The 23,404-nt window shown below is 35.3% G+C and carries 22 protein-coding genes and 1 pseudogene; 8 read left to right on the top strand and 15 right to left on the bottom strand.

Annotation, left to right across the window (positions count from 1 at the left end):
• Window positions 1-27: 27 nt before the first annotated feature.
• Both P5P90_RS13025 and P5P90_RS13030 read left to right on the top strand, forming a co-directional pair.
• Window positions 28-2,290, top strand: a pseudogene (locus P5P90_RS13025) (aconitate hydratase).
• 219 nt (window positions 2,291-2,509) lie between these two features.
• Window positions 2,510-4,033 (top strand): C40 family peptidase, encoded by a 1,524-nt coding sequence (locus P5P90_RS13030; RefSeq protein ID WP_278035071.1) that lies wholly within the window; start codon window positions 2,510-2,512, stop codon window positions 4,031-4,033.
• Window positions 4,034-4,353: 320 nt separating this feature from the next.
• Here P5P90_RS13030 and P5P90_RS13035 read toward each other — a convergent pair whose 3' ends face one another.
• A complete protein-coding gene (locus P5P90_RS13035; protein ID WP_278035072.1) occupies window positions 4,354-5,754 on the bottom strand; it encodes a Do family serine endopeptidase in 1,401 nt (466 codons plus the stop codon).
• 135 nt (window positions 5,755-5,889) lie between these two features.
• On the opposite strand from P5P90_RS13035, the gene dapF reads away from it, so the two are divergent.
• From dapF to P5P90_RS13060, 5 genes are all read left to right on the top strand, one after another.
• Entirely contained in the window at window positions 5,890-6,672 is a 783-nt protein-coding gene (gene dapF, locus P5P90_RS13040) for a diaminopimelate epimerase (RefSeq protein ID WP_278035073.1), read from the top strand.
• A 25-nt stretch (window positions 6,673-6,697) separates the two neighbouring features.
• Window positions 6,698-7,231 carry a GNAT family N-acetyltransferase gene (locus P5P90_RS13045; protein ID WP_278035074.1) on the top strand — a complete coding sequence of 178 codons (534 nt, stop codon included), beginning with the start codon at window positions 6,698-6,700 and terminating at the stop codon, window positions 7,229-7,231.
• A gap of 26 nt (window positions 7,232-7,257) precedes the next feature.
• On the top strand, window positions 7,258-8,283 hold the full coding sequence (gene mltG, locus P5P90_RS13050) for an endolytic transglycosylase MltG (protein WP_422851714.1): 1,026 nt from the start codon (window positions 7,258-7,260) through the stop codon (window positions 8,281-8,283).
• 1 nt (window position 8,284) lies between these two features.
• Window positions 8,285-9,199: a DUF2279 domain-containing protein gene (locus tag P5P90_RS13055; RefSeq protein ID WP_278036530.1), complete on the top strand. Its 915-nt coding sequence runs from the start codon at window positions 8,285-8,287 to the stop codon at window positions 9,197-9,199.
• A gap of 96 nt (window positions 9,200-9,295) precedes the next feature.
• Window positions 9,296-9,934: a peptidoglycan-binding protein LysM gene (locus tag P5P90_RS13060; RefSeq protein ID WP_278035076.1), complete on the top strand. Its 639-nt coding sequence runs from the start codon at window positions 9,296-9,298 to the stop codon at window positions 9,932-9,934.
• Between the two features lie 50 nt (window positions 9,935-9,984).
• Here the strand turns inward: P5P90_RS13060 and scpA are convergent, their stop codons facing one another.
• From scpA to dnaA, 13 genes are all read right to left on the bottom strand, one after another.
• Window positions 9,985-12,150, bottom strand: coding sequence for a methylmalonyl-CoA mutase (scpA, locus tag P5P90_RS13065; protein WP_278035077.1), 2,166 nt, complete (start codon window positions 12,148-12,150; stop codon window positions 9,985-9,987).
• A gap of 40 nt (window positions 12,151-12,190) precedes the next feature.
• Window positions 12,191-13,561 carry a methylmalonyl-CoA mutase subunit beta gene (locus tag P5P90_RS13070; RefSeq protein ID WP_278035078.1) on the bottom strand — a complete coding sequence of 457 codons (1,371 nt, stop codon included), beginning with the start codon at window positions 13,559-13,561 and terminating at the stop codon, window positions 12,191-12,193.
• A gap of 168 nt (window positions 13,562-13,729) precedes the next feature.
• Complete coding sequence (locus P5P90_RS13075) at window positions 13,730-14,053, bottom strand: FtsB family cell division protein (protein WP_278035079.1); 324 nt, start codon at window positions 14,051-14,053, stop codon at window positions 13,730-13,732.
• Between the two features lie 143 nt (window positions 14,054-14,196).
• On the bottom strand, window positions 14,197-14,805 hold the full coding sequence (gene udk, locus P5P90_RS13080; RefSeq protein WP_278035080.1) for a uridine kinase: 609 nt from the start codon (window positions 14,803-14,805) through the stop codon (window positions 14,197-14,199).
• Window positions 14,806-15,121: 316 nt separating this feature from the next.
• Window positions 15,122-15,502: a hypothetical protein gene (locus P5P90_RS13085; protein WP_278035081.1), complete on the bottom strand. Its 381-nt coding sequence runs from the start codon at window positions 15,500-15,502 to the stop codon at window positions 15,122-15,124.
• Window positions 15,503-15,910: 408 nt separating this feature from the next.
• Window positions 15,911-16,339 carry a hypothetical protein gene (locus tag P5P90_RS13090; protein WP_278035082.1) on the bottom strand — a complete coding sequence of 143 codons (429 nt, stop codon included), beginning with the start codon at window positions 16,337-16,339 and terminating at the stop codon, window positions 15,911-15,913.
• A complete protein-coding gene (locus P5P90_RS14380; RefSeq protein ID WP_479724212.1) occupies window positions 16,252-16,521 on the bottom strand; it encodes a DUF4304 domain-containing protein in 270 nt (89 codons plus the stop codon). Before P5P90_RS14380 ends, P5P90_RS13090 begins: the two co-directional genes overlap by 88 nt.
• A gap of 486 nt (window positions 16,522-17,007) precedes the next feature.
• Window positions 17,008-17,889, bottom strand: coding sequence for an SDR family oxidoreductase (locus tag P5P90_RS13095; protein WP_278035083.1), 882 nt, complete (start codon window positions 17,887-17,889; stop codon window positions 17,008-17,010).
• A 247-nt stretch (window positions 17,890-18,136) separates the two neighbouring features.
• A complete protein-coding gene (locus P5P90_RS14260) occupies window positions 18,137-18,358 on the bottom strand; it encodes an aminotransferase class I/II-fold pyridoxal phosphate-dependent enzyme (protein WP_340696408.1) in 222 nt (73 codons plus the stop codon).
• Entirely contained in the window at window positions 18,358-19,263 is a 906-nt protein-coding gene (locus tag P5P90_RS13100) for an aminotransferase class I/II-fold pyridoxal phosphate-dependent enzyme (protein WP_340696409.1), read from the bottom strand. Before P5P90_RS13100 ends, P5P90_RS14260 begins: the two co-directional genes overlap by 1 nt.
• A gap of 237 nt (window positions 19,264-19,500) precedes the next feature.
• Window positions 19,501-20,223, bottom strand: coding sequence for an SAM-dependent methyltransferase (locus P5P90_RS13105; protein ID WP_278035084.1), 723 nt, complete (start codon window positions 20,221-20,223; stop codon window positions 19,501-19,503).
• Window positions 20,224-20,254: 31 nt separating this feature from the next.
• On the bottom strand, window positions 20,255-20,722 hold the full coding sequence (locus tag P5P90_RS13110; protein WP_278035085.1) for a low molecular weight protein-tyrosine-phosphatase: 468 nt from the start codon (window positions 20,720-20,722) through the stop codon (window positions 20,255-20,257).
• Window positions 20,723-20,726: 4 nt separating this feature from the next.
• Window positions 20,727-22,154, bottom strand: coding sequence for a chromosomal replication initiator protein DnaA (gene dnaA / locus P5P90_RS13115; protein WP_278035086.1), 1,428 nt, complete (start codon window positions 22,152-22,154; stop codon window positions 20,727-20,729).
• A 188-nt stretch (window positions 22,155-22,342) separates the two neighbouring features.
• Between dnaA and P5P90_RS13120 the strand changes: the two genes are divergently transcribed.
• The gene (locus P5P90_RS13120; RefSeq protein WP_278035087.1) at window positions 22,343-22,744 is read left to right on the top strand and encodes an acyl-CoA thioesterase; all 402 of its coding nucleotides are present in this window, start codon (window positions 22,343-22,345) and stop codon (window positions 22,742-22,744) included.
• Window positions 22,745-22,765: 21 nt separating this feature from the next.
• On the opposite strand, the gene P5P90_RS13125 is transcribed toward P5P90_RS13120, so the two are convergent.
• Window positions 22,766-23,371 (bottom strand): IMPACT family protein, encoded by a 606-nt coding sequence (locus P5P90_RS13125; RefSeq protein WP_422851715.1) that lies wholly within the window; start codon window positions 23,369-23,371, stop codon window positions 22,766-22,768.
• Window positions 23,372-23,404 lie beyond the last annotated feature (33 nt).

The raw sequence follows: 23,404 nt of genomic DNA on the forward strand, positions 1-23,404 counted from the left end.
TGTAATACAATTTTAAATATAGAACGTATGGCTTTTGATATTGAAATGATTAAAAAAGTGTACGCAAACATGGCTTCTCGTGTTGATGCAGCACGAGACATTGTTGGTCGTCCACTTACCCTAACAGAGAAAATTTTGTATAGTCACCTTTGGGATGGAGTTCCTAAAGAAGCTTATAAGCGTGGAGTTGATTATGTTGATTTTGCTCCTGATAGAGTGGCATGTCAAGATGCAACAGCACAAATGGCCTTGTTGCAATTTATGCACGCAGGAAAGAAAACCGTGGCTGTGCCAACCACAGTGCATTGTGATCACTTAATCTTAGCTAAAAATGGTGCTAAATCTGATTTAGAGATGGCCAATAAACAATCGAAGGAAGTATTTGATTTCTTGTCATCGGTTTCTAATAAATATGGTATAGGTTTCTGGAAACCGGGTTCAGGGATTATTCATCAGATTGTTTTGGAAAATTATGCTTTTCCAGGAGGGATGATGATTGGAACTGATTCTCATACAGTAAATGCTGGTGGATTAGGGATGCTTGCTATTGGTGTTGGTGGAGCTGATGCAGTGGACGTAATGTCAGGAATGTCATGGGAATTGAAATTTCCTAAATTAATCGGAGTAAAATTAACTGGGAAATTGTCTGGTTGGACAGCGCCTAAAGATGTGATTTTAAAAGTAGCAGATATTCTTACTGTAAAAGGAGGAACTGGAGCGGTAGTGGAATATTTTGGAGAAGGAGCAACTAATATGTCTTGTACAGGTAAGGGAACTATATGTAATATGGGTGCTGAAATTGGAGCGACAACATCAACTTTTGGGTATGATGATTCAATGAGAAGGTATTTATCGGCTACAGGTCGTCAAGATGTGGTGGATGCAGCAGATACGGTAGCATCTTATTTAACAGGAGATCCAGAGGTGTATGAAAACCCTTCTGACTATTTTGATCAGTTAATCGAAATTAATTTATCAGAGTTAGAACCTCACATAAATGGTCCTTTTACGCCAGATAGAGGTACTCCAGTTTTAAAAATGAAAGAAGAGGCAAAAGCAAATGGTTGGCCAATAAAAGTGGAATGGGGATTAATTGGTTCCTGTACCAATTCCTCTTATGAAGATATGTCTCGTGCAGCCTCGATTGTTAGGCAGGCTGTGGAACATGGAATTACTCCAAAAGCGGAGTTTGGTATTAATCCAGGTTCGGAACAAATTCGATATACAATTGAAAGAGATGGTATTATTGCCGATTTTGAGAAAATGGGAACTAAAGTATTTACAAATGCTTGCGGGCCTTGTATAGGGCAATGGGATAGAGCAGGAGCCGATAAAGGTGAGAAGAATACAATAGTGCACTCTTTTAATCGTAATTTTTCTAAAAGAGCCGACGGTAATCCTAATACACATGCCTTTGTAACTTCACCTGAAATGGTGGCTGCACTAGCAATTTCAGGTAGATTGGATTTTAATCCAATAACAGATACGTTGTTGAATGACAATGGAGAAGAAGTCAAATTGATAGCACCAACAGGGGATGAATTGCCTAATCGAGGTTTTGACGTTGAAGATGCTGGTTTTCAACCTCCTGCTGAAGATGGTTCATCTGTTCAAATTGTAGTAGATCCATCATCTGATCGATTGCAATTATTAGCTCCTTTTGAACCTTGGGATAAAAAGAATATTACAGGAGCTAAATTATTGATTAAGGCTTATGGAAAATGTACTACCGATCATATTTCGATGGCGGGACCTTGGTTGCGTTTTCGTGGTCACTTGGATAATATTTCCAATAATATGTTGATTGGAGCTGTAAATGCTTTTAATCAAAAGACCAATTCAGTGAAAAATCAATTGACAGGAGAATATGATGCAGTTCCTGCAGTAGCTAGAGCATACAAAGCAGCGGCAGTTCCTTCGATTGTTGTTGGTGATCAAAACTATGGCGAAGGTTCTTCGCGTGAACATGCGGCTATGGAACCTCGTTCTCTTAGGTGTGAAAGCAGTATTGGTGAAATCATTTGCTCGTATTCATGAAACGAATCTCAAGAAACAAGGAATGCTGGCGCTTACATTTGCTAATGAAGCCGATTATAATAAAATTCAGGAAGATGACACAATTAACTTCCTTGATTTAGTGGATTTTGCTCCAGGGAAACCAATTACATTAGAGTTTGTGCATACAGATGGATCAAAAGATATAATTTTAGCAAATCATACATATAATGAAAGTCAGATTGGTTGGTTTGTTGCGGGTTCTGCATTAAATTTAATTGCTGCCGAAGCATAATTTATCTTTTTGCTTAAAAAATTGCGTTCTGTTTAAACAGAACGCAATTTTTTTATATTTCTGCAAAAAATGAACTTAAAGTGTTGTGAAAGTTGGTTTTATTGTATTAAAATGTTAAATTCGCTTTTGTCTACTTTTCGTGCTAGAAAATGGGATCGTTTTGTTTTTATTCTTCAAGGTCTTGATTAATTAAGGACTGTGTTAATTTAAAAAAGTTTTATGAGGTTTAAGTTTTGGATTGTGTTATTGGTTCTATTTAGTATGTTTAATGTTTTTTCTCAGGAAAAATTCATTCAACATATAGTTGCTAAAGGAGAGAATATATCCAAAATAGCAGAACATTATAAAATAAAAGCAACAGCCATTTATGAACTAAATCCAGATGCAAAAAAGGGAATTAAATTCAAAGATGTATTGTTGATACCAGTTTCGACTACTTCTCAAAAAAATCAAAAAAACATTTCAAAAACCAATGAGTCTGTCGTTGCAGAGGCTAAACAAGGACAGCATCAAGTGCTAGCCAAAGAAACCGTTTATGGAATAGCAAAACAATATGGAGTAAAAGTTGCCGATTTGTATACTATAAATCCATCTTTAGAAAATAAAGCTTTAAAGGTAGGCGATGTTATTAATGTTCCAATACTAGAAACCAAAACAGAAGTTTTGGAAAAGCCTAAAAATGAAATCGTAAAGTCAGCCGTAGATGTCGCAGATAAACCAGAAGTTAAGTTAGAAGCTAATTTGGATTCTAAGAATATTACGTCTGAAGTTACCGCTGATAGAAAAGATATTCAGAAATTAGAACAAATAAGTTCCAATGGAAATATAGTTAGAGAAGTTTTAGCCAAAGAAACATTGTATGGAATAGCAAAGCAATATGGTGTTACTGTTGCTGATATTGAAAAAGCCAATCCTATACTAGCCGTTCAAGCTTTACGTGTTGGACAGAGTATCGTTATACCTACAGCCAAAGCAGCTCTAACTCAAGAATCACAAATTGAGGCTAATACACACATCAAAAAAGACGAATTGCCACAATCAAATGTAAAGGGTGCTACTGTAGTTGAGTCAAAAATTAATGTTCCAGATAACACTACCGAAACAGATTCTGAAGTAGAAGTTGTTCATGAGGTTCTAGCTAAAGAAACTAAATATGGTATTGCCAAAGCCTTTGGTTTGACGGTGAAAGAATTAGAAAAACAAAATCCTAAGATTGTTAATAGGTTATTAGTTGGGGAGAAGTTAACGATTCGTACCGCCAAATCGAATGTTAAAACACCTGCTAAATTTGATTTTAAAGACGATACATTCGAGGGAGACGAAGGTTTGAGTTTTAATGTGAAATCCTATAAAGGGGGTGATTTAATTGATCAATTGATATGTACAGCCTCTGAAAATATTGGTGTTCGTTATAGACCGGGAGGAACTTCAAAAGACGGTTTTGATTGTTCTGGTTTGATGTATTCAACCTTTGGTTTGTTTGATATTCAATTGCCAAGATCTTCTTTTGAACAAGCACAGTATGGTACAAAAATAAATACACAAGATGTAAAAAAAGGAGATTTAATTTTCTTTAGGACGAATGGCAGGAGACAAATTAACCATGTAGGAATGGTGGTTGAGGTTGCAGATGATGGGGAAATTAAATTTATTCATGCTTCTACTAGTAGTGGGGTTATTATTTCTTCTCTAAAAGAGGAATATTACAGTAAGAGAGTTACTCAAATAAATCGAGTACTATAAGTAGTATTCGATTTTGAAAAAAATAGTATAATTGGCGCTTTTCATTAAGCGTTTTTTTTGTTCCAAATTTTCCGGCTGATAAAAAATATATTGGAATTAAAAGGGATATCTTGCTGTTTAGCGAAACGATTTTATTCTTATCCGAAGTTAATAGAAACAGTCTTTTTTTAAAAAAATCTTTTGTAGTAGTTGATTTTTTATTGTTAAAAGGTTTCTAATCATTAGGTTGTTTGATATTGAATATATAAAAAAAACCAGTGAATAAATCCACTGGTTTAAATAATTAAATGTTGTTTTAATTTTTAATTTGGTTGATTTATTTAAATAATAAATCGAATAATTTCTCCATTTTTGCTAAGCATTTCAATTCTAACGCTTTGATTTTCATTTTTGTTGTTTAAAAGTTTTGAAGCACTTTCAATATCTTTAATTTTTACATTGTCAATACTTAAGATGATATTTCCTAAAAATTCATCTGCATATTGATTTAAGTTTTCATTGTTTATGGATTTAATTTTTACACCATAATCAACGCGGAATTTCTTTTTGTCTTCAGAAGACATATTTTCTAATTCGATTCCTTTGAATTCAGCACTGAAAAATTCGTTTTTGCTTAATGTCACAGGAACTGTTTTTGTTGCATTATCTCTTATAATGACCACATTTACTTTGTCATTTGGACGTTTGGTATTAATGTAACCTGAAAGATCGGCAAATGAAGTGATGTTTTGATTGTCAATTTTTACGATAACATCGCCTTTTTTCAAGCCAGCCTTATCAGCACCAGTATTTTTTCTAACATTATTGATATAGAAACCTTCTGTTTGTTTTACACCAAATTCTTTAGAAACTTTAGAATTTAATTCGCCTCCTTCTACTCCTAAAATTCCACGTTGTACATTTCCATATTCCATGATGTCCTCAATTATTTTGCGTGCAATATTTGAAGGAACCGCAAAAGAATAACCTACATAAGATCCCGTCATCGAACTAATCATAGTGTTGATTCCAATTAAATCGCCACGTGTGTTCACTAGGGCACCACCACTATTTCCTGGGTTTACAGCAGCATCGGTTTGTATGAACGATTGAATACCGTCATTACTTAAATTTCTGGCTTTAGCCGAAACAATACCAGCGGTTACCGTAGATGTAAGGTTGTATGGATTTCCTACCGCTAATACCCATTCACCTACTTTTACATCGTCTGAATTGGCAAAAGGCGTATAAGGTAATTTTTCATCGGCATCAATTTTTAAAAGAGCTATGTCCATTTTAGAATCGGTACCAACAAGTTTCGCTTTATATGATTTTTTATTGTTCAGCGTAATTTCGATTTCTGAAGCGTCTTTAATTACGTGATTGTTGGTTACAATGTAACCATCTTCAGAAATGATAACTCCTGAACCTGTACCCACTTGTTCTTGAGATTGTCCTCCTCTGTAACCAAAGAAAAATTCCAACATAGGGTCGTTGATTTTTTGACGAGAAACATTTTTAACGTGTACGACTGTGTGAATGGTTTTATCAGCGGCTTCAGTAAAATCAAGTACTTCTGAGTTTAAACCAACTCTTTTTGTATAATTGTCCGAAGCAAGTGTTGTTAATGTTTTTCTGTTATTTGAAAAATAACCATTATCGTCAAAAAATAATTTGTAAGCGCCTAAAGTAGTTGCTCCACTTAGCAAAGACACTAAAAATAAATTAGATATTTGTTTCATAATACAGATTGTTTTTTTGTTTTTGTAAAGTAAATTTAAAACGAAAAACGAATGTTAAAAAACACTTTAACGCTGTTTAACAATGATTAACATTTCATTAATAGTTCGTACTTTTGTGAATCTTAACTTAATATAATGCAATTACATTTTTACAAATACCAAGGTACAGGAAATGATTTCGTAATCATTGATAATCGTTCTGGATTTTTTCCAAAAGAAGATACAAAATTAATTGAACGTTTGTGTGACAGGCGATTTGGAATTGGAGCTGATGGCTTGATGCTGCTTGAAAATGATCCTGAAACGGATTTTAAAATGGTTTATTATAATTCTGATGGAAATCAAAGTACTATGTGTGGTAATGGGGGCAGATGTTTGGTGGCTTTTGCTAAACAAATTAATGTAATTGGTAATACCACTTCTTTTAATGCTGTTGATGGTTTACATCACGCCTCAGTCAATGAAGATGGAATTGTTTCTTTACAAATGATTGATGTGGATGCGGTAAAAATTACTCCCGATTATAGTTTTTTAAATACAGGTTCGCCTCATCATGTTCAATTAGTGGATGATTTGAGAAATTTTAATGTAAAAGACAATGGAGCCGCCATTCGATATGGTGAATTGTATGGTCAAGCAGGAAGTAATATCAATTTTGTAAAAAAAATAGATGATGCCACTTTTGCACTTCGTACCTATGAACGTGGAGTTGAAGATGAAACTTTAGCTTGTGGAACGGGTGCTACAGCAGCAGCTATTGCAATGTATGCAACGGGACAAACCAATTTAACAGCCATTAATATGGATGTCGAAGGAGGTAAATTATCAGTTTCTTTCAAAAAAGAAGGAGATAAATATGTAGATGTCTTCCTGAATGGTCCTGCAAAATTTGTTTTTGAGGGAACCATCGAAATATAATTACTGAAAATACGACTCACTTCTCATGGTAACACTAAAAGGAGATTCTATTTACTTAAGAGCGCTGGAGCCCGAAGATTTGGAATTTATCTACACTATAGAAAATGATGAAACTATTTGGGAAGTGAGCAATACGCAAACTCCTTATAGTCGTTTTTTAATTAGGCAATATCTTGAAAATGCGCATCAAGATATCTATGATGCCAAGCAATTACGATTGGCCATTTGCAAAGATCAGGACTTTCCACCCATTGGATTAATTGATTTATTTGATTTTGATCCTAGAAACAATCGAGCGGGTGTTGGGATTTTAATTCATGATAAAGCCAATCGAAATGCTAGGATAGGATCAGAAGCGTTGGACTTGTTAATTCGCTATTCTTTCGTGCATTTAAATTTACATCAATTATATGCTAATATTAGTTTAAAAAACGACGCAAGTGTAGCACTTTTTACTAAATTTGGCTTCCAATATATAGGACTTAAAAAAGATTGGATTCTAATTAATGGAGAATATCAGGACGAAGCTATATATCAGTTAATCAATCAACAATTTTAAATTTTTTAGCTTTGAGCACAAAAAAAATGTTTTCAATCGCCGCGATTGTTGTTATTTCGGGATTGATGATTTATGGATTTGTTCTAATAGGACAAATATTTTCTAATAATACCAAGTTTTCGGAAGAGGAAGTTTATGTACATATCCCAACAGACGCTACCTATGCTCAGGCCTTGGATTCTGTAAAACCTTATATTACTCATTTAGATCGTTTTGAAATGGTTGCTAATAAAATGAGTTATCCTGCTAATGTGAAATCGGGACGCTTTTTATTGACTAAAGGAATGAATAGTTACGAGTTAGTAAAAGCAATGAGAAACAATATTCCAGTAAAATTAGCTTTCAATAATCAAGAAAGAATTGAGAATTTAGCAGCTCGTGTAGGTTCTCAAATCGAAGCCGATAGTACTTCTTTGATGAATTCTTTTAAAGATTCTATCTTTTTAAAAGAAAATGGTTTTACCGAAGAGAATATTTTAACCATGTTTATCCCCAATACGTATGAGGTGTATTGGAATACATCGGCAGATAAGTTTAGAGATAAGATGATTAAGGAATACCGTAACTTTTGGAACAAAGAACGTGCGGCTAGTGCTCAAAAACAAGGTTTAACACCTACTGAAGCTACGATTTTAGCTTCTATTGTGCACAAAGAATCGGTTAAAAAGGATGAAAGACCTCGAATTGCAGGGGTTTATTTGAACCGATTGAAAGCAGGAATGCCTCTTCAGGCAGATCCAACAGTGATTTATGCTAAAAAGAAAAAGGACAATGATTTTAATCAAACGATTAAACGTGTTTTGTACAACGACCTATTTTTAAATTCACCTTATAATACTTATAAAGTGGTTGGACTACCTCCAGGACCTATAGCTATGCCTGATATTACGGCATTAGAAGCAGTTTTGAATCCTGAAAAACACGATTATATTTATTTCTGTGCTTCTGTAGAACGTTTTGGATACCACGAATTTGCAGCAACTTTAGCAGAGCATAACGTAAATGCAAAGAAATATTCGGATTGGATTAGTTCACAAGGTGTTACAAGATAGTTTGAAATTTAAAAGTATTATATTCTTTTGTTTGTTGCTGGCAATTTCAAATTGCAAAGCGCAAAGTGGAATAACTTCTTTTTTAAAACCTTCAGATACTTTAAACAATAAAAGGCAAAAGGCTGTTTTCGTTTCGGAAGCAGCCTTTTCGGCTATAAGTTTAGTGGGTTTAAACCAATTATGGTACGCTGATTATCCTCGATCTAAATTTCATTTTATCAATGATAATCAGGAATGGTTGCAAATGGATAAGTTAGGGCATCTCTATTCCTCTTATCATCTGGGCCGATTAGGAAGCGAAATGTTGCAATGGAGTGGTTCCTCACCTAATAAACAATTGGTTTATGGTGCAGGATTAGGCTTTGCTTTTTTGACCGCTGTTGAAGTTTTAGATGGTTTCTCTTCGCAATGGGGAGCTTCTTCAGGTGATGTTATTGCCAATGCTACAGGAACGGCTTTGTATGTTTCTCAGGCATTGCTTTGGAATGAACAACGCATTACACCAAAATTTTCTTTTCACACTACACGATTTTCCGCTTTAAGACCTGAAGTTTTGGGGGCAAATTTTGCTGAACAAATATTAAAAGATTACAACGGACAAACCTATTGGTTGTCGGCTAATTTGAGATCTTTTTTTAAAGCTTCAAAAATCCCAAAAGTTTTGAATATTGCCATAGGTTATGGAGCTGATGGGATGATTACTGGAAGAAGCGAAAATCCTATTTTTTTAGCAACTGAAAATCCTTCTAGAACACGTCAATTATATCTGAGTTTTGATGTTGATTTGACAAAAATCGAAACGCAATCGCATTTTTTAAAGACTTTTTTTTCTGTTTTTTCTGTTTTGAAAATTCCAGCCCCTACGCTCGAATACATTGTTGGTAAAGGGATTAAGGGACATCTCTTGTATTTCTAAGCTGGATTAATTGCTTGATTTTCAGATTTATGAAAAAAGATGTATCTTTGCGTGTAGAAATTTCTGAATGTGACAGGTTTAGAAGAAATTTAATTTATGATAAAAAAATGGTATTTTTACACCAGTCTGACTGTAATAATAGTCTTTATTAGTTACAGTTTTAAACCACAAAAAACAGAAGAAAACGAGTGGTTTTTGAAGAAAAATGTTGAAGGAATGCAATACCAATTTCCTTCACTTAAAGAAGAAGCTTATACCAGTTCAAATATTCCTTTTACTGGGAATTTATTTATCGGTTTTAAAGAAGCTATCGGATTAAGAGAATCCGAAAACAAGTACAAAAAAGTAAATTCGTTAGGATATTTGGGGAAATATCAATTTGGTAACGAAACTTTAAGGTCTATTGGAATTCATGACACTCAAAAATTCTTAAGAAGTCCTAAACTACAAGAAAGAGCCTTTGTTGCTTTATTATCTAAAAACAAATCCATTTTAAAAGACATTATTGAGAAATACGACGGAAAAGTTGTAGGCGGTGTTTTGATCACAGAATCAGGTATCTTGGCTGCTGCTCATTTAGGAGGTGCAGGATCTGTAAAACGTTATTTTAAAAATAAGGGTAAACGACAAATTCGAGATGCGTACGGAACTTCGATTCGTAGTTATTTAATCGCTTTTGGAGGTTATGATACTTCGTTCATTCAACCCAATGTAAATGCGGTTGTTTCCCTTTAATAGTAAACCAAAAAAAGATAAGAGTCATTTGTTTATAAATGGCTCTTTTTTTAGGAGTTAATTTCGTCAATAAAAAGGCTTAAAATGCTACAAGCTATTTTACTGATATTCGTGCCAGGTCCAAAAATAGCAGCTGTTCCAGCATCAAATAAGTATTGATAATCCTGATTAGGGATTACTCCGCCTACAACGACCATAATGTCTTCACGGCCTAATTTTTTTAATTCTTCGATTACTTGTGGAACCAGTGTTTTGTGTCCAGCCGCAAGTGAAGAAACACCTAAGATATGAACGTCATTTTCCACGGCTTGTTTCGCTACTTCAAATGGTGTTTGAAAAACTGGAGCAATATCTACATCAAAACCAATATCGGCAAAGGCAGTAGCTACTACTTTAGCGCCACGGTCATGACCATCTTGCCCCATTTTGGCAACCATAATCCTAGGGCGACGACCTTCTTGTTTAGCAAAAACATCGGCTAGGTGTTTTGCTTTTTCAAAATGTTTGTTCTTTTTTATTTCCTTACTATACACTCCACTAAACGATTTAATTTGTGCTTTATGTCTTCCGTAAACCGTTTCTAATGCCTGACTAATTTCGCCCAATGTGGCTCTTTCTCGTGCAGCTTCAACGGCAAATTCTAGTAAATTACCAATTCCATTTTCGGCGCAAAGTCTTATTTTTTCTATAGCTTCCTTTACTTTCGAAGCATCGCGTTTGGCTTTAACCTGACGTAATCGTTCCAATTGTTGGTTGCGAACTTTTTCAATATCAATATTTAAGATATTTAAAGATACTTCTTTTTTGGCTTGAAATTTATTAACCCCCACAATTATATCCTGTTCGCTATCAATGCGGGCTTGTTTTCGGGCAGCGGCTTCTTCAATTCGCATTTTTGGAATTCCAGTAGTTAAGGCTTTGGTCATTCCGCCAAGGGATTCGATTTCTTCAATATGTTTCCAGGCTTTTTGGGCTATTTTATGTGTCAAACTTTCCACATAATAGCTTCCAGCCCAAGGGTCAACCGTTTTAGTAATCTTTGTTTCTTCTAATAAATACAATTGCGTGTTTCGGGCTATTCGTGCCGAAAAATCACTTGGCAAAGCCATAGCCTCGTCTAAGGCATTAGTGTGTAAAGACTGAGTGCCACCTAAAACAGCGGCTGCAGCTTCAATACAGGTTCGAGCCACATTATTAAAAGGATCTTGGGCAGTCAAGCTCCATCCGCTAGTTTGGCAATGGGTTCTTAAAATCAGTGATTTTGGATTTTTAGGATGAAAACTTTTCATGAGTTTGGTCCAAATCATTCTGGCAGCTCTCATTTTGGCAATTTCCATAAAATGATTCATTCCAATACCCCAAAAGAAAGATAATCTGGGTGCAAATTCGTCAATTTTCATTCCAGTGGACAATCCAGTTCTCACGTATTCTATACCATCGGCGAGGGTGTAGGCTAATTCAATATCGGCCGTTCCTCCTGCTTCCTGAATGTGATAACCCGAAATGGAAATCGAATGAAATTTGGGCATTTTTTTGCTGCAATATTCAAAAATGGATGCAATAATTTTCATCGATGCTTCTGGTGGATAAATGTAAGTGTTGCGCACCATGAATTCTTTTAGGATGTCATTTTGAATCGTTCCCGAAAGTTGTTCTGGAGGAACACCTTGTTCTTCTGCAGCAACAATATAAAAAGCCATTATAGGTAAAACGGCTCCGTTCATCGTCATGGAAACCGACATTTTATCCAAAGGAATTTGGTCAAATAAAATTTTGAAATCTTCTACGGTATCAATTGCCACGCCTGCTTTACCAACATCGCCTACCACACGTTCATGGTCGGAATCATAGCCCCGATGTGTGGCTAAATCAAAAGCAATGGAAAGTGCTTCCTGACCTGCTTTGAGATTTCGTTTGTAAAAAGCATTGCTTTCTTCTGCGGTTGAAAAACCTGAATACTGTCGGATTGTCCAGGGCTTTTGAACGTACATGGTCGTGTGTGGGCCACGAAGATAGGGAGGAAAACCCGCCCCAAAATCCAAATGTTCTAAATCTTCAATATCCTCTTCTTTATAGTTTTGTTTCAACTCAATTCCTTCGGCTGTAACAAAATTTTCAGTTGCCGAATTTTCTTTTGCAAAAGAATATTCGAAACTAGAATTAGCTTCGGATGGCTGAGTTTTGAGTTGAATATGTCGGAGGTCTTTTCGAATCATTTGGGTGCTTTTTTACCAATGTATAATTACTAATTGAATTTTATTTTTCTTCGGCTGCGAGTCGTTCCTGTTCAATTTTCTCAGCCAAACGTTTTTCAATTATAGGTGTTATCAGGGTTTTTCGGGGTTTTATTTTTACAAAAGGATACAACTCGATTTTGTCTTTCATTTTGTCTTTTGGATTCTGGTATTTGTTAGTTCCAATTAAGATTTCCTTATCCGAATCAAAAAGCTGTTGTTCTTTGTCGGCGCTTTCTTGAATTTTTCTTTTGATAATACCTTCATTCAGTTGTTTTAAAAAACCTCCGTTGGCTTCAATTTCTTTAAACAATTGCAACCCTTTTTCAGCCAGTTGTTGTGTCAAAGTTTCGATATAATAACTGCCGTTAGCGGGATTGTTGACTTTGTCAAAATAACTTTCGTCTTTCAGGATCAACAATTGGTTACGTGCCATTCGGTCGCCAAATTCATTGCTTTTATGATAAATCGCATCGTAAGGCAAATTGGCAACAGCATCCGCACCACCTATTATGGCCGTCATGCATTCGGTAGTGGTGCGCAACATATTCATATTGTAATCGTACAAGGTTTTGTTGCGTTTAGTTGGGGTTACCAAAAGATGGCAATCTTTGTCATGGTAGTATTCCTTGGCGATTAAATGAAATAGTAAGCGCAAAGCACGAAGCTTGGCAATTTCGAAAAAATAATTGCTGCCTACGGCCACTTCAAAAACAATCGATTGATGAATCGTAGGAACACGGTTGAAATATTCATTGGCATGCGCCAAACCATAAGCCAGTTGTTGCACCATATTGGCACCCGCATTTTGGTACAAGCCCATATCGATGCTTATCAACGAACTTTCTTGAGTGTTTTTGGAAAGGATTTGCAGGCTTTCGAAATTGTTTTTTTCTTTGGTCTGGAACCAATTTCCTTCATGGGCTAATTGTCCGATAGGATCCAGATTGTAAAAAACCTTCGCTTTTTTTTGTGCAACAATAGAATTTATTTTCGAAATAGATTCTACCGATAGAAATTTGAAATCAAAATAGATCGGAGTGTTTTCTAATGGCAAACTTGCAAGCAGTTGTGCAATATCCAGCGATTCATCGGTTATGGTAAAACGCAAACTTTCAGCACCTCTATTGAGTGAATCTAAAGCTCGGTCTATCGATTTTTGGATATCAAAAACAAAGATGTTTTGGCATATTTTAAATTCGGTGGCATGGGTAGGAGCAGTAGCAATTTGGCTATAGTCGTCCCCATGATAAAAAGGTCTGACTTTAATGTCTTCGGGTGAATTCCAAACTAAACTTTCATTATAGTCGGCTCCATCCAATTCGAATTGGATTTTTTGTTTCCATTGTTTGGATGAAACAGCATCGAATTCTTCGAATAGTGGAGTAGCCATTTTAGTTTGGGTTTAATTTTTCCTTTTGAAAGATTTATTATTTCTATAAAAATGCTTTAACACCTCCCTAGCCCTCCTCAAGGAGGGAATTTTATCGATGTTTTGGCATTATTCCCCTCTTGAGAGGGGTTAGGGGTGTGTTTTTTAATTTATTGTAAACCTGATTGTTTATTTTTTCTCAATCGTGTCGCCTTCAAATTCAATGATATAGATATCCTCGCTGTCTTTTTTCATATAGTATTTTTCGCGGGCGTATTTTTCAACTTGGTCAGGATTTTTGAGTTGTTTTATTTGTGACTCATCTTTTTTAATTTCCTCCTGATAATAGTTTTTGTTGTCTTCTAATTCTTCAATTTGATTGTCTAAAACACGATGATCAAAATAAGAATAATTGTCCAGAAATAACATCCAAACGACGAAAAATAATAAGGACCAAATGTATTTGTTACTTAAAAATTTGAACCAAGCTTTTTCTTTATAGGGGTTTGTCATGAGTTGTTCTTTGTGTATTATTATGATTAAAAACGATTCTCGATACATTTCTTATAGAATCCTGAAGAGTCAGGATTCTATAAGAAACACTCGAATTGACGTTTTTAATATTCGCGTTACGGCGTCATAAAATTACAATAAAATTATAGAATTTTTTGATTAATTACGCTGCGAAGCATGTCAATGGCTACAGTGTTGTAATGATTGTTTGGAATAATGATATCCGCGTAGGCTTTAGTAGGCTCAATAAATTGTTCGTGCATTGGTTTTAAGGTTTTTTGATAGCGGTTTAACACCTCGTCCATATCACGACCACGTTCGGCGATGTCTCTTTTTAAACGACGGATTAAACGTTCATCGGCATCGGCGTGAACAAAGATCTTGATATCAAATAAATCTCTTAATTCGGCATGCACCAAAATCAAAATACCTTCTACTAGCATTACTTTTCTGGGATGGGTGCTAATGGTATCTTCCGTACGGTTGTGTGTCACAAAGGAATAGACGGGCTGCTGAATCGTTTTGCCAGCTTTGAGTTGGTTAAGATGTTCCACCAATAAATCAAAATCAATGGCTCTGGGATGGTCAAAGTTAATCAAAGCACGTTCGTCATAACTCAAATGACCTGTAGGTTTATAGTAGGAATCCTGAGAAAGTACGCCTACTTCGGCATCCGGTAACTGATTCATAATTTGCTGCACCACCGTGGTTTTTCCACTTCCTGTACCGCCTGTAATTCCTATAATAAGCATAAAAGGGTTTTGTTTGATTTGCTAACAAAAATAGGTATTTTATATAAAGGAATTTTGGATTTTGTGGGGAAAAGTTGAGGTGTTCTTAATTGTTTTTTTGTGCCATATAAAAGGATTCGTACGGCAGCGTGGGAAGGAAAACCCAAAAACCACATTTAAAAGCCTACAAAAAAAGAGGCAGAATAGCCTCTTGAAATTCTTCTAACTAATTTATCGAAAACCCCATAGGGATGGATGTAGAGCGGTTCCGTTCAACACGAGTTTCATTGTTGGCTCTGCGAGCCCAACGAAACTCTAGCTGTTGGCGGTAGTACTCTTAATCCCAATGATTCCATATCGTATAAGTTTTAATGTGGACTGGAACACCATTTTTCAATTTGTATGTTGACAACGGTGTTATACTTTCGGGAAATGATTCTCTTTTCCAAATTAAACTGTCAGGAAAATTTCTCTTATAGTTTAATACAAGTTTAGAACTCAATTTAAAACTATCAGTTATAAAAAAGTTTTTTATTTCTTTATCCGAATACACACCGAATCTATAATTATATTTAGCTACATATTCAGGTATTCCAGCTCCACTTCGAGTGATTGTGAAAATGGTATCGGCTTTCTCTTTAAAGAAATAAACACTATATATGTAAATATTTCCTTTACTTGGATTTTTGACAGGATAAGTTTTTTGATAATCAATCATGACATTTCGAAAGTCACTTTATAAATCACTTTTTGAGCAAGCTGCTAAAAATAATGGAATTAAAAACAATATTTTTCTCATAGTATTTTTCAGTATTATCGGCAACGTCAGTTAGTCTAAAAACCACCGGACCACGTTTTTTTTTGTTGATTATACTGTAAATATAGCTGATTTAGCTTACAGAATTTATTTATTAGTCAAAAATAATTTTAATTCTAGGATTAAAAATAAGGTCATAAATCGGCTTAAAATTTATCCTAAAAAGAGGCACAATAGCCTCTTGAAATTCATCTAACTCGCTTGTCGAAAACTCCATAGGGATGGATGTTGAGAGGTTCCGTTCAACACGGGCTTCATTGTTCGTGCTACGCACGCAACGAATCCCTTAGCTGTTAGTGGCAGTTTATTCTATTTTAATTGTTTAATTAAATTGCCCAAATATACCTTCGTCAATTCTTTTTGCTTTTTACTTTTCGTTTCGTCAATTAGTTTATTATAGTATTTTGAAGCCTTGTCAATTACTATTTCAGAAAACTGTCTTGCAATTTCTGGTTTATTAATTTTTAAGTTTATCTCTTTTAGTAACCAAATAAAATTGAACTCATTATAAACATAGTATTTGTCTAGAAGAACAACTCTCTCTTTAGTCAAAAAATCATTAGGTTTTATTCTGTCAAATGGGCTGGGGAAATTATTGAAGTCTTGATAGAATTTTTCTCCAAATTTTTCTAATGCTTCAAATATTTGATTTAAAGACTTGATATTGTCATCTGCATTGTCTCGGAATGTCCAGTGATAATCGCCTTCTCCCTTTGGGCTAAGTCTTTGTCTAACCAAGAACTTGCATAAGAAACTTTACTTGGGTCAGTTTTACCTGCTAAATCAGGAATAAAGTCAAAGTGAATGGCAGTCTCACAGTAAACGGAGCCTCCATGCCACGAACTTTGAATACCTAAAATTTGTATAATGTTATTCTCGGTAGTTCTATAAAAATTAAAACCACTTCCTTTCCAACTTATTTCCCTAAGTCATGGAGCTAAAAATTTTGTTGATAGCTTTTTGAATTCGCTTGCGTTCATTTTATTTGTAGAGGTTGTCTCTTAAATTACCACTAACTCATAAATGTTCGCAATATAGTTGCGGCAATCTGCCTAATTTGGCTGAATTGGCGCAATTTTTTTGCGATTTCTGTTTTTCAAATATATCAATAAATATTTACAAATGTAAGTGTGTGTTTTAATGTTTAATTGATTTTGAAATGCTGGATGCGATTAGCTAAAGCTTAATTTGCTGCGTTCGTGTGCTTCCGCCAGGGAGGACAAGTCGCTTTTCGCAATGACAAACTTGATGAGGATTGGGGTTTGCGTTAAGGATGGAAGCGGTATCTCCCGATACAAAAACGAGGCCTTTTGCCGAAGTTTTTATCGGGAATATAGCGTACAGCCTGACCTGAGCCACGGAGCTTTGCGGAGTGGGGAAGGGAACGCCCAAAAAAGAATAAGGAATTATTGGTTCTTTTTGGCTTTAATCATCATTTCGAGTTGGTCCCAAAGTTCCTCAGGAATGGCTTCCAGTAGGTTGAATTGGCCAGCGCCTTTGAGCCATTCGCCACCGTCAATCACGATGACTTCGCCATTGATATAAGCGGAAAAATCGGAAACCAGATAGGCAGCCAAATTAGCTAATTCCTGATGATCACCCACACGTTTGAGTGGTACTTTTTGTGCCAAATCGAATTTTTGCGCCAAATCGCCCGGCAATAATCGGTCCCAAGCGCCCTTGGTAGGGAAAGGTCCGGGAGCAATGGCATTGGTGCGAATACCGTATTTAGCCCATTCTACGGCCAGACTTCGGGTCATAGCAAGCACGCCCGCCTTTGCCGTGGCGCTGGGAACCACATAAGCCGAGCCCGTCCAAGCATAAGTAGTGACAATATTTAAAACCGTCGCCGAAGTTTGCTTAGAGTCAATCCAGTGTTTTCCAAAAGCCAGCGTACAGTTTTTGGTGCCTTTTAAAACGATATCAATAATGGTGTCAAAAGCATTAGCCGAAAGGCGCTCGGTAGGCGAGATAAAGTTACCCGCAGCATTGTTCAATAGCACATCAACTTTTCCAAAGCTTTTTAAAACTTGTTGCAGCATGTTTTCGACTTCCTCATAATGACGGACGTCGCATTGCAGTGGCAGGCAGGTACCGCCAGTTAGCGTTTCCAGTTCGGTGGCTGTACTGGTAAGTTTGCTTAAATCGCGGGAAGTGATGGCTACTTTAGCGCCTAGTTCTAAGAAATATTTCGTCATGGCTTTCCCTAGTCCGCTACCACCACCGGTAACAACAATTACTTTGCCCTGCAAGGCATCGTCTCGTAACATTTTTTGGCTAAAGTTCATTTTGATGAGGTTTTATGGTAAATATACGAAATCAGAGATTTGTTTTAATTGGTTTTTTCGTTTATAATTTGATTTAATTAGTTTGCCACGAATTGCACAAATTGCCACAAATAGTATGATTCTAAAATGAATTATACGAATTTATATCTGCCTTTAGCAGATTCGTATAATAAAATAACATTTAAATTGGTGTTATTTCGTGTGATTTGTGGCTGTTTTTTAGCTGCGTTTGTTCTGAATATTTTGTTTAAATAGCACAAAGTCGTCTCGCAGCTTCTTCCAAAGTCGCATTATCCTTGGCAAAACAAAAACGAATCAATCGTAAATCTTTCCCATTTTCATAGAAAGTAGAAATAGGAATGGCGGCAACTCCGTGTTCGATAATGAGGCGTTTGCAAAAATCCACATCATTTTCATCTGAAATGGCCTTATAAGACACTACCTGAAAATAAGTGCCTTCGCAAGGCATTAATTCGAAACGACTGTTGGTGAGTAGTTTTTGGAAATAATCTCTTTTTCCTGATAAAACGGACTGATTTCTTCCACAGAAACCGAATCTAAATATTCACTAATAGCTGCCTGCGAAATACTGTTGACGCTGAAAACCAGAAATTGATGTACTTTTTTGATTTCATACATTAAATATTCAGGCGCTACGACATAGCCAATTTTCCAACCGGTAACGTGAAAACTTTTTCCAAAAGAAGCGGTAATTATTGCTCGATTACGAAGAGCTGAACGGGTATGGATGGAGATGTGTTTTTGTTCGAAAGTAATGTATTCGTAAACTTCGTCTGATAACAAAATGATATTGGGGAATTTTACTAAGATGCTTTCCAGTCTTTCGATATCGTTCAATGACAGAATCTTTCCCGTAGGATTGTGCGGATTGGTAATAACAATTATTTTGGTGTTGTCATTACAGCCTTTTTCGATTAAATCCCAATTTGGGGTGTAATCGTCATTTAATGGGATTCGGATAGGAATTCCGCCGGATAATAAAACATTGGGTTCGTAAGAGTCGTAACTGGGATCTAAAATGATGACTTCGTCTCCGCTACCTACCAAAGCCTGAATACTGCTGAAAATGCCCTGTGTGGCTCCAGCTGTTACCAATATTTCGGTTTCAGGTTGAATTGTTCTTTGGTACGAATGCTTAACCAGCTTAGCAATTTTATTTAGTAATGGCGGAAAACCTGCCATCGGAGTGTATTGATGTACATCTTCTTTGGTCAGTTGAGCCACGATATCAGTAAGTTTTTGATCAACTGGAAAATTTGGGAATCCTTGTGATAAATTTATGGCATTGTATTCAGCTGCCATTTTTGACATTACTGTGAAAATGCTGGTGGTGATATTGGGAAGTTTGGACATGACTTATTTTTTGAAAGTCTAAAAATAAGTAAAGCTCTTGAGAAAATTAACAAGAGTTTATTATAAACATATAAGTCATATAAGTTTTTGATATTAATGAAGCTTATTGTCTAATAGTTAATTGTTTAAGTTCATATAAGATAAAGAGATTGTAAAAAAAATATTTTATTTCAACTAATGTGTTCTGAAAAATGATAACTCAGAACTAAAAAACTTATATGTTTAAAAAAAAGAAAACTATATTTTATGAATAATAAAAATAGTAGGGCGTTTGTGTAAATCTACATTTTCTTTTTTCCAGGCCGAAATTTTCTTGGTTTTGATGTATTCCGTTGGTAGCGTGATATCAGTCGCGATACATAAATGAGTTTCAGGATGTAGTATCTGAATTAAATCTTCTACTAATTTGTTGTTGCGATAGGGTGTTTCGATAAAAATCTGAGATTGATTTTTTTCGAATGAAATACGTTCTAAACTTTTTAGTGCGGCTCTTTTGTCGTCTTTTTCAATAGGTAAATAACCGTGGAAAGTAAAACTTTGTCCGTTCATTCCCGAAGCCATCATGGCTAATAAAATGGAAGAAGGTCCTACTAAAGGAACAACTTGAATTCCTTTGTCGTGTGCCAGTTTTACAATCACCGCACCAGGATCGGCTACGCCTGGACAACCTGCTTCGCTCATTAAGCCTACATTTTTTCCTTCTAATAAAGGTTTGATGAAGTCTAGATGTTCTTTAGCATCGGTGTGTTTGTTCAATGCAAAAAGCACTAAATCCGATTGTTTTTTTTCTGGATGAACGGCTTTGATGGATTTTCTAGCTGTTTTTTCGTTTTCTACAATATAATGGTCTATGAAATCAATTGTTCTTTTTACGGTTTGAGGTAAAACATCCATTGGGTCGCATTCTCCCATTGTTGTTGGGATTAAATAGAGTTTACCAAAAAGCGTGCTTGATTTCATTTTGTTTGTGTTTGGAGTATTCAGCTAAAAATTAGTTGTGATTAGCTTTTAATTTTGAGGCTATGATTTCGCAGGCTTCGTCCAGCATTTGGTAAACCATCTCGAATCCATTGGATATGCCATAATAAGGATCAGGAACATCTACGTTTTCATCTGGATACAACTCGTTCATAATGATTTCAACTTTTTCTTTTTGTGTATCATTTTCAGCTAAACGGATTACGTCTCTATAGTTGGATTTATCCATCACATAGATGTAATCAAAAGTTTCGAAATCCTCTACTTTGAATAGTCGGGCTCTTTGTGAAGAAATGTCTAAATGATGTTGTTTAGCAACAGCAATAGAACGAGAATCTGGTTGGCTTCCTGAATGCCAAGCTCCTGTGCCAGCAGAATCAACGAAGAATTTATCTTTTGGTAGTTTCGAGGCTAAAATTCCTTCGGCCAAAGGTGATCTACAAATGTTACCCAAACATACCATTAAAATTTTAACAGACATTTCTTTAGAGCGTTAGTTTTTTGTGGATATCCTCTACAAATTTTTTGAACTGTTTATCAGTAGCAACGAGATTATCAACTGTTTTACAAGCGTGTAGCACTGTTGCGTGGTCACGATCTCCTATTTGAGAACCGATGTTAGCCAAAGACGATTTCGTGAATTTTTTGGCAAAAAACATCGCTAACTGTCTCGCTTGAACAACGTGTCTTTTTCTTGTTTTTGACTGTAAGGTTTCAACGTCCAATTGGAAATAATCGGAAACAATTTTTTGAATATAATCGATAGAGATTTCGCGTTTTACATTTTTAACGAATTTCTCTACGACGCTTTTGGCTAGTTCGATAGTTACTTCTTTTTTGTTAAAAGAAGATTGTGCAATTAATGAAATAATCGCTCCTTCTAATTCACGAACATTGGTCTTGATGTTACGAGCTACATATTCGATAATTTCGTCTGGCATTTCTACCCCATCACGGAATAAGATATTTTTTAGAATTGAAATTCTAGTTTCATAATCCGGTTGGTGTAATTCGGCAGATAATCCCCATTTGAAACGAGATAATAAGCGTTGCTCAATATCTTGCATATCAACAGGAGCCTTGTCAGAAGTCAGGATTACTTGTTTTCCGTTTTGATGCAAATAATTAAAAATATGGAAAAATACGTCTTGTGTACCGGATTTTCCAGATAAGAATTGCACGTCATCAATGATTAATACATCGATTAGTTGATAGAAATGAATAAAATCATTTCGATTATTTTTCTTAACAGAATCTATATATTGTTGTGTGAATATTTCAGCAGAAATATACAGTACTGTTTTTTCAGGATATTTGTCTTTAATTTCAACCCCAATAGCGTGTGCAAGGTGTGTTTTTCCTAATCCTACTCCTCCAAAGATTAATAATGGATTGAAAGATGTTCCACCAGGTTTATTGGCCACAGCCATACCAGCCGAACGTGCTAATCTATTTGAATCTCCTTCTAGGAAATTGTCAAAACTGTAATTGGCATTTAATTGCGATTCAATTTTTAAATTTCTAATTCCAGGAATTACAAACGGATTTTTTAATTCAGGATCAAGGTTTTTTAACGGAGCATCTACGTTTTGTGGTTTTACAGGAGGACGACTGGCACTTGGTAACTGTTCTGTAAACGGTTGTTTGTTGCCATAGGTGTTCTCCATTTTAATTTTATAAAGTAACTTTGCATTTTTGCCAAGTTCTTTAGTAAGGGCGACCTTCAATAATTTAACATAGTGTTCTTCTAACCATTCGTAGAAAAATTTACTAGGAACCTGAATGTATAAAGCATTATCGGTAAGTTCAACTGACTTGATTGGTTCAAACCAAGTTTTGTATGCTTGGTCTTGAATATTGTCTTTTATGAAAGACAAACAGTTATCCCATACTGATTGAGCAGTTTTGTTCATAAATTCTGTTAAATTATTATATTTTGTATTTGGTTGTTTGAAGTAAATAACAGCAAAAAAAGATGTTATTTCTTGGGGTAACAAATATGTGAACAAATTTCTTTAAAAAAAAATTTAAGGGCGTTGATTTTGTAAAAATATTGTTGTAAGTAATAGTAAAATTATTTTAAAAAATATAAAATTAGATTATGAGAGAATACGAGTTTAAGGTAAGAGTAAGGTATGCAGAAACCGATCAAATGGGGGTAGTTTATCATGGAAATTACGCGCAGTATTTTGAGATGGGACGTGTGGAATGGCTTAGAAACATTGGGATTTCTTATAAATGGATGGAAGAAAATGGTGTGATGCTTCCAGTGGTGTCCTTGACAATGAATTATAAAAAACCAGCTCGTTATGACGATATATTGAGAGTAAAAACGATTTTCAAAAGTCAGAAATCAGTTAAGATTGAATTCGATTATGAAATCTATAATGAAGAGGATGAGTTATTAACAATTGGACACTCGGTTTTGGTGTTTGTTGATATGAAAACGGGTCGTCCAATAGCTGCCCCAGACTATGTTAAAACGCAACTTTTGCGAATGTAAAATCTAAGAATCTGATATTGATTATTCTTTAATTTTTGCCTCTATTTCGTATAGAGAATTTAAAATTTCGAATAGTTGGGAGGCATTTTTTTTACGCGTTTTTACCTCAATTTCGCAGCTCATTTCCATTTTTTGATGTACAATATCTAAGTTTTTTTCTTTGATAATGCGCATTATTTTGTTCATGTTCTTGTAGTCAAATGAAATTAAAAAATGCGTGTCGATTGTTTTTTCGATAATTGTAGCATTTTCTAATGTAAGTTGAGCGGCGGTTTTGTAAGCTGTAATTAGTCCGCCAACACCTAATTTGGTTCCGCCGAAAATGCGAACAATAACGATAAGAATATTGGTAACAGAAAAAGATTGGATTTGCCCATAGATTGGCATTCCAGCCGAATTACTTGGTTCTCCGTCGTCATTGGCTCGGTAACTGATTTTTTCAGCGCCAATTTGGTACGCGTAGCAATAATGACAAGCGGTTGGGTGTTTTTTTCGAAGCGAATCAATAATAGGTTTGACTTCTTCTTCTGAAGTTATAGGATAGGCATAGCCAAAGAATTTACTTCCTTTCTCTTTAAAAAGAATTTCTTCTGAGGGAAAAGCAATCGTGTTATAGGTGTCTTTCATAATCAATGGCAATGGCAAAAATCAATTTCAATT

This window comes from Flavobacterium nitratireducens, from assembly GCF_029625335.1.
In the GTDB taxonomy this organism is placed as follows: Bacteria; Bacteroidota; Bacteroidia; order Flavobacteriales; family Flavobacteriaceae; genus Flavobacterium; species Flavobacterium nitratireducens.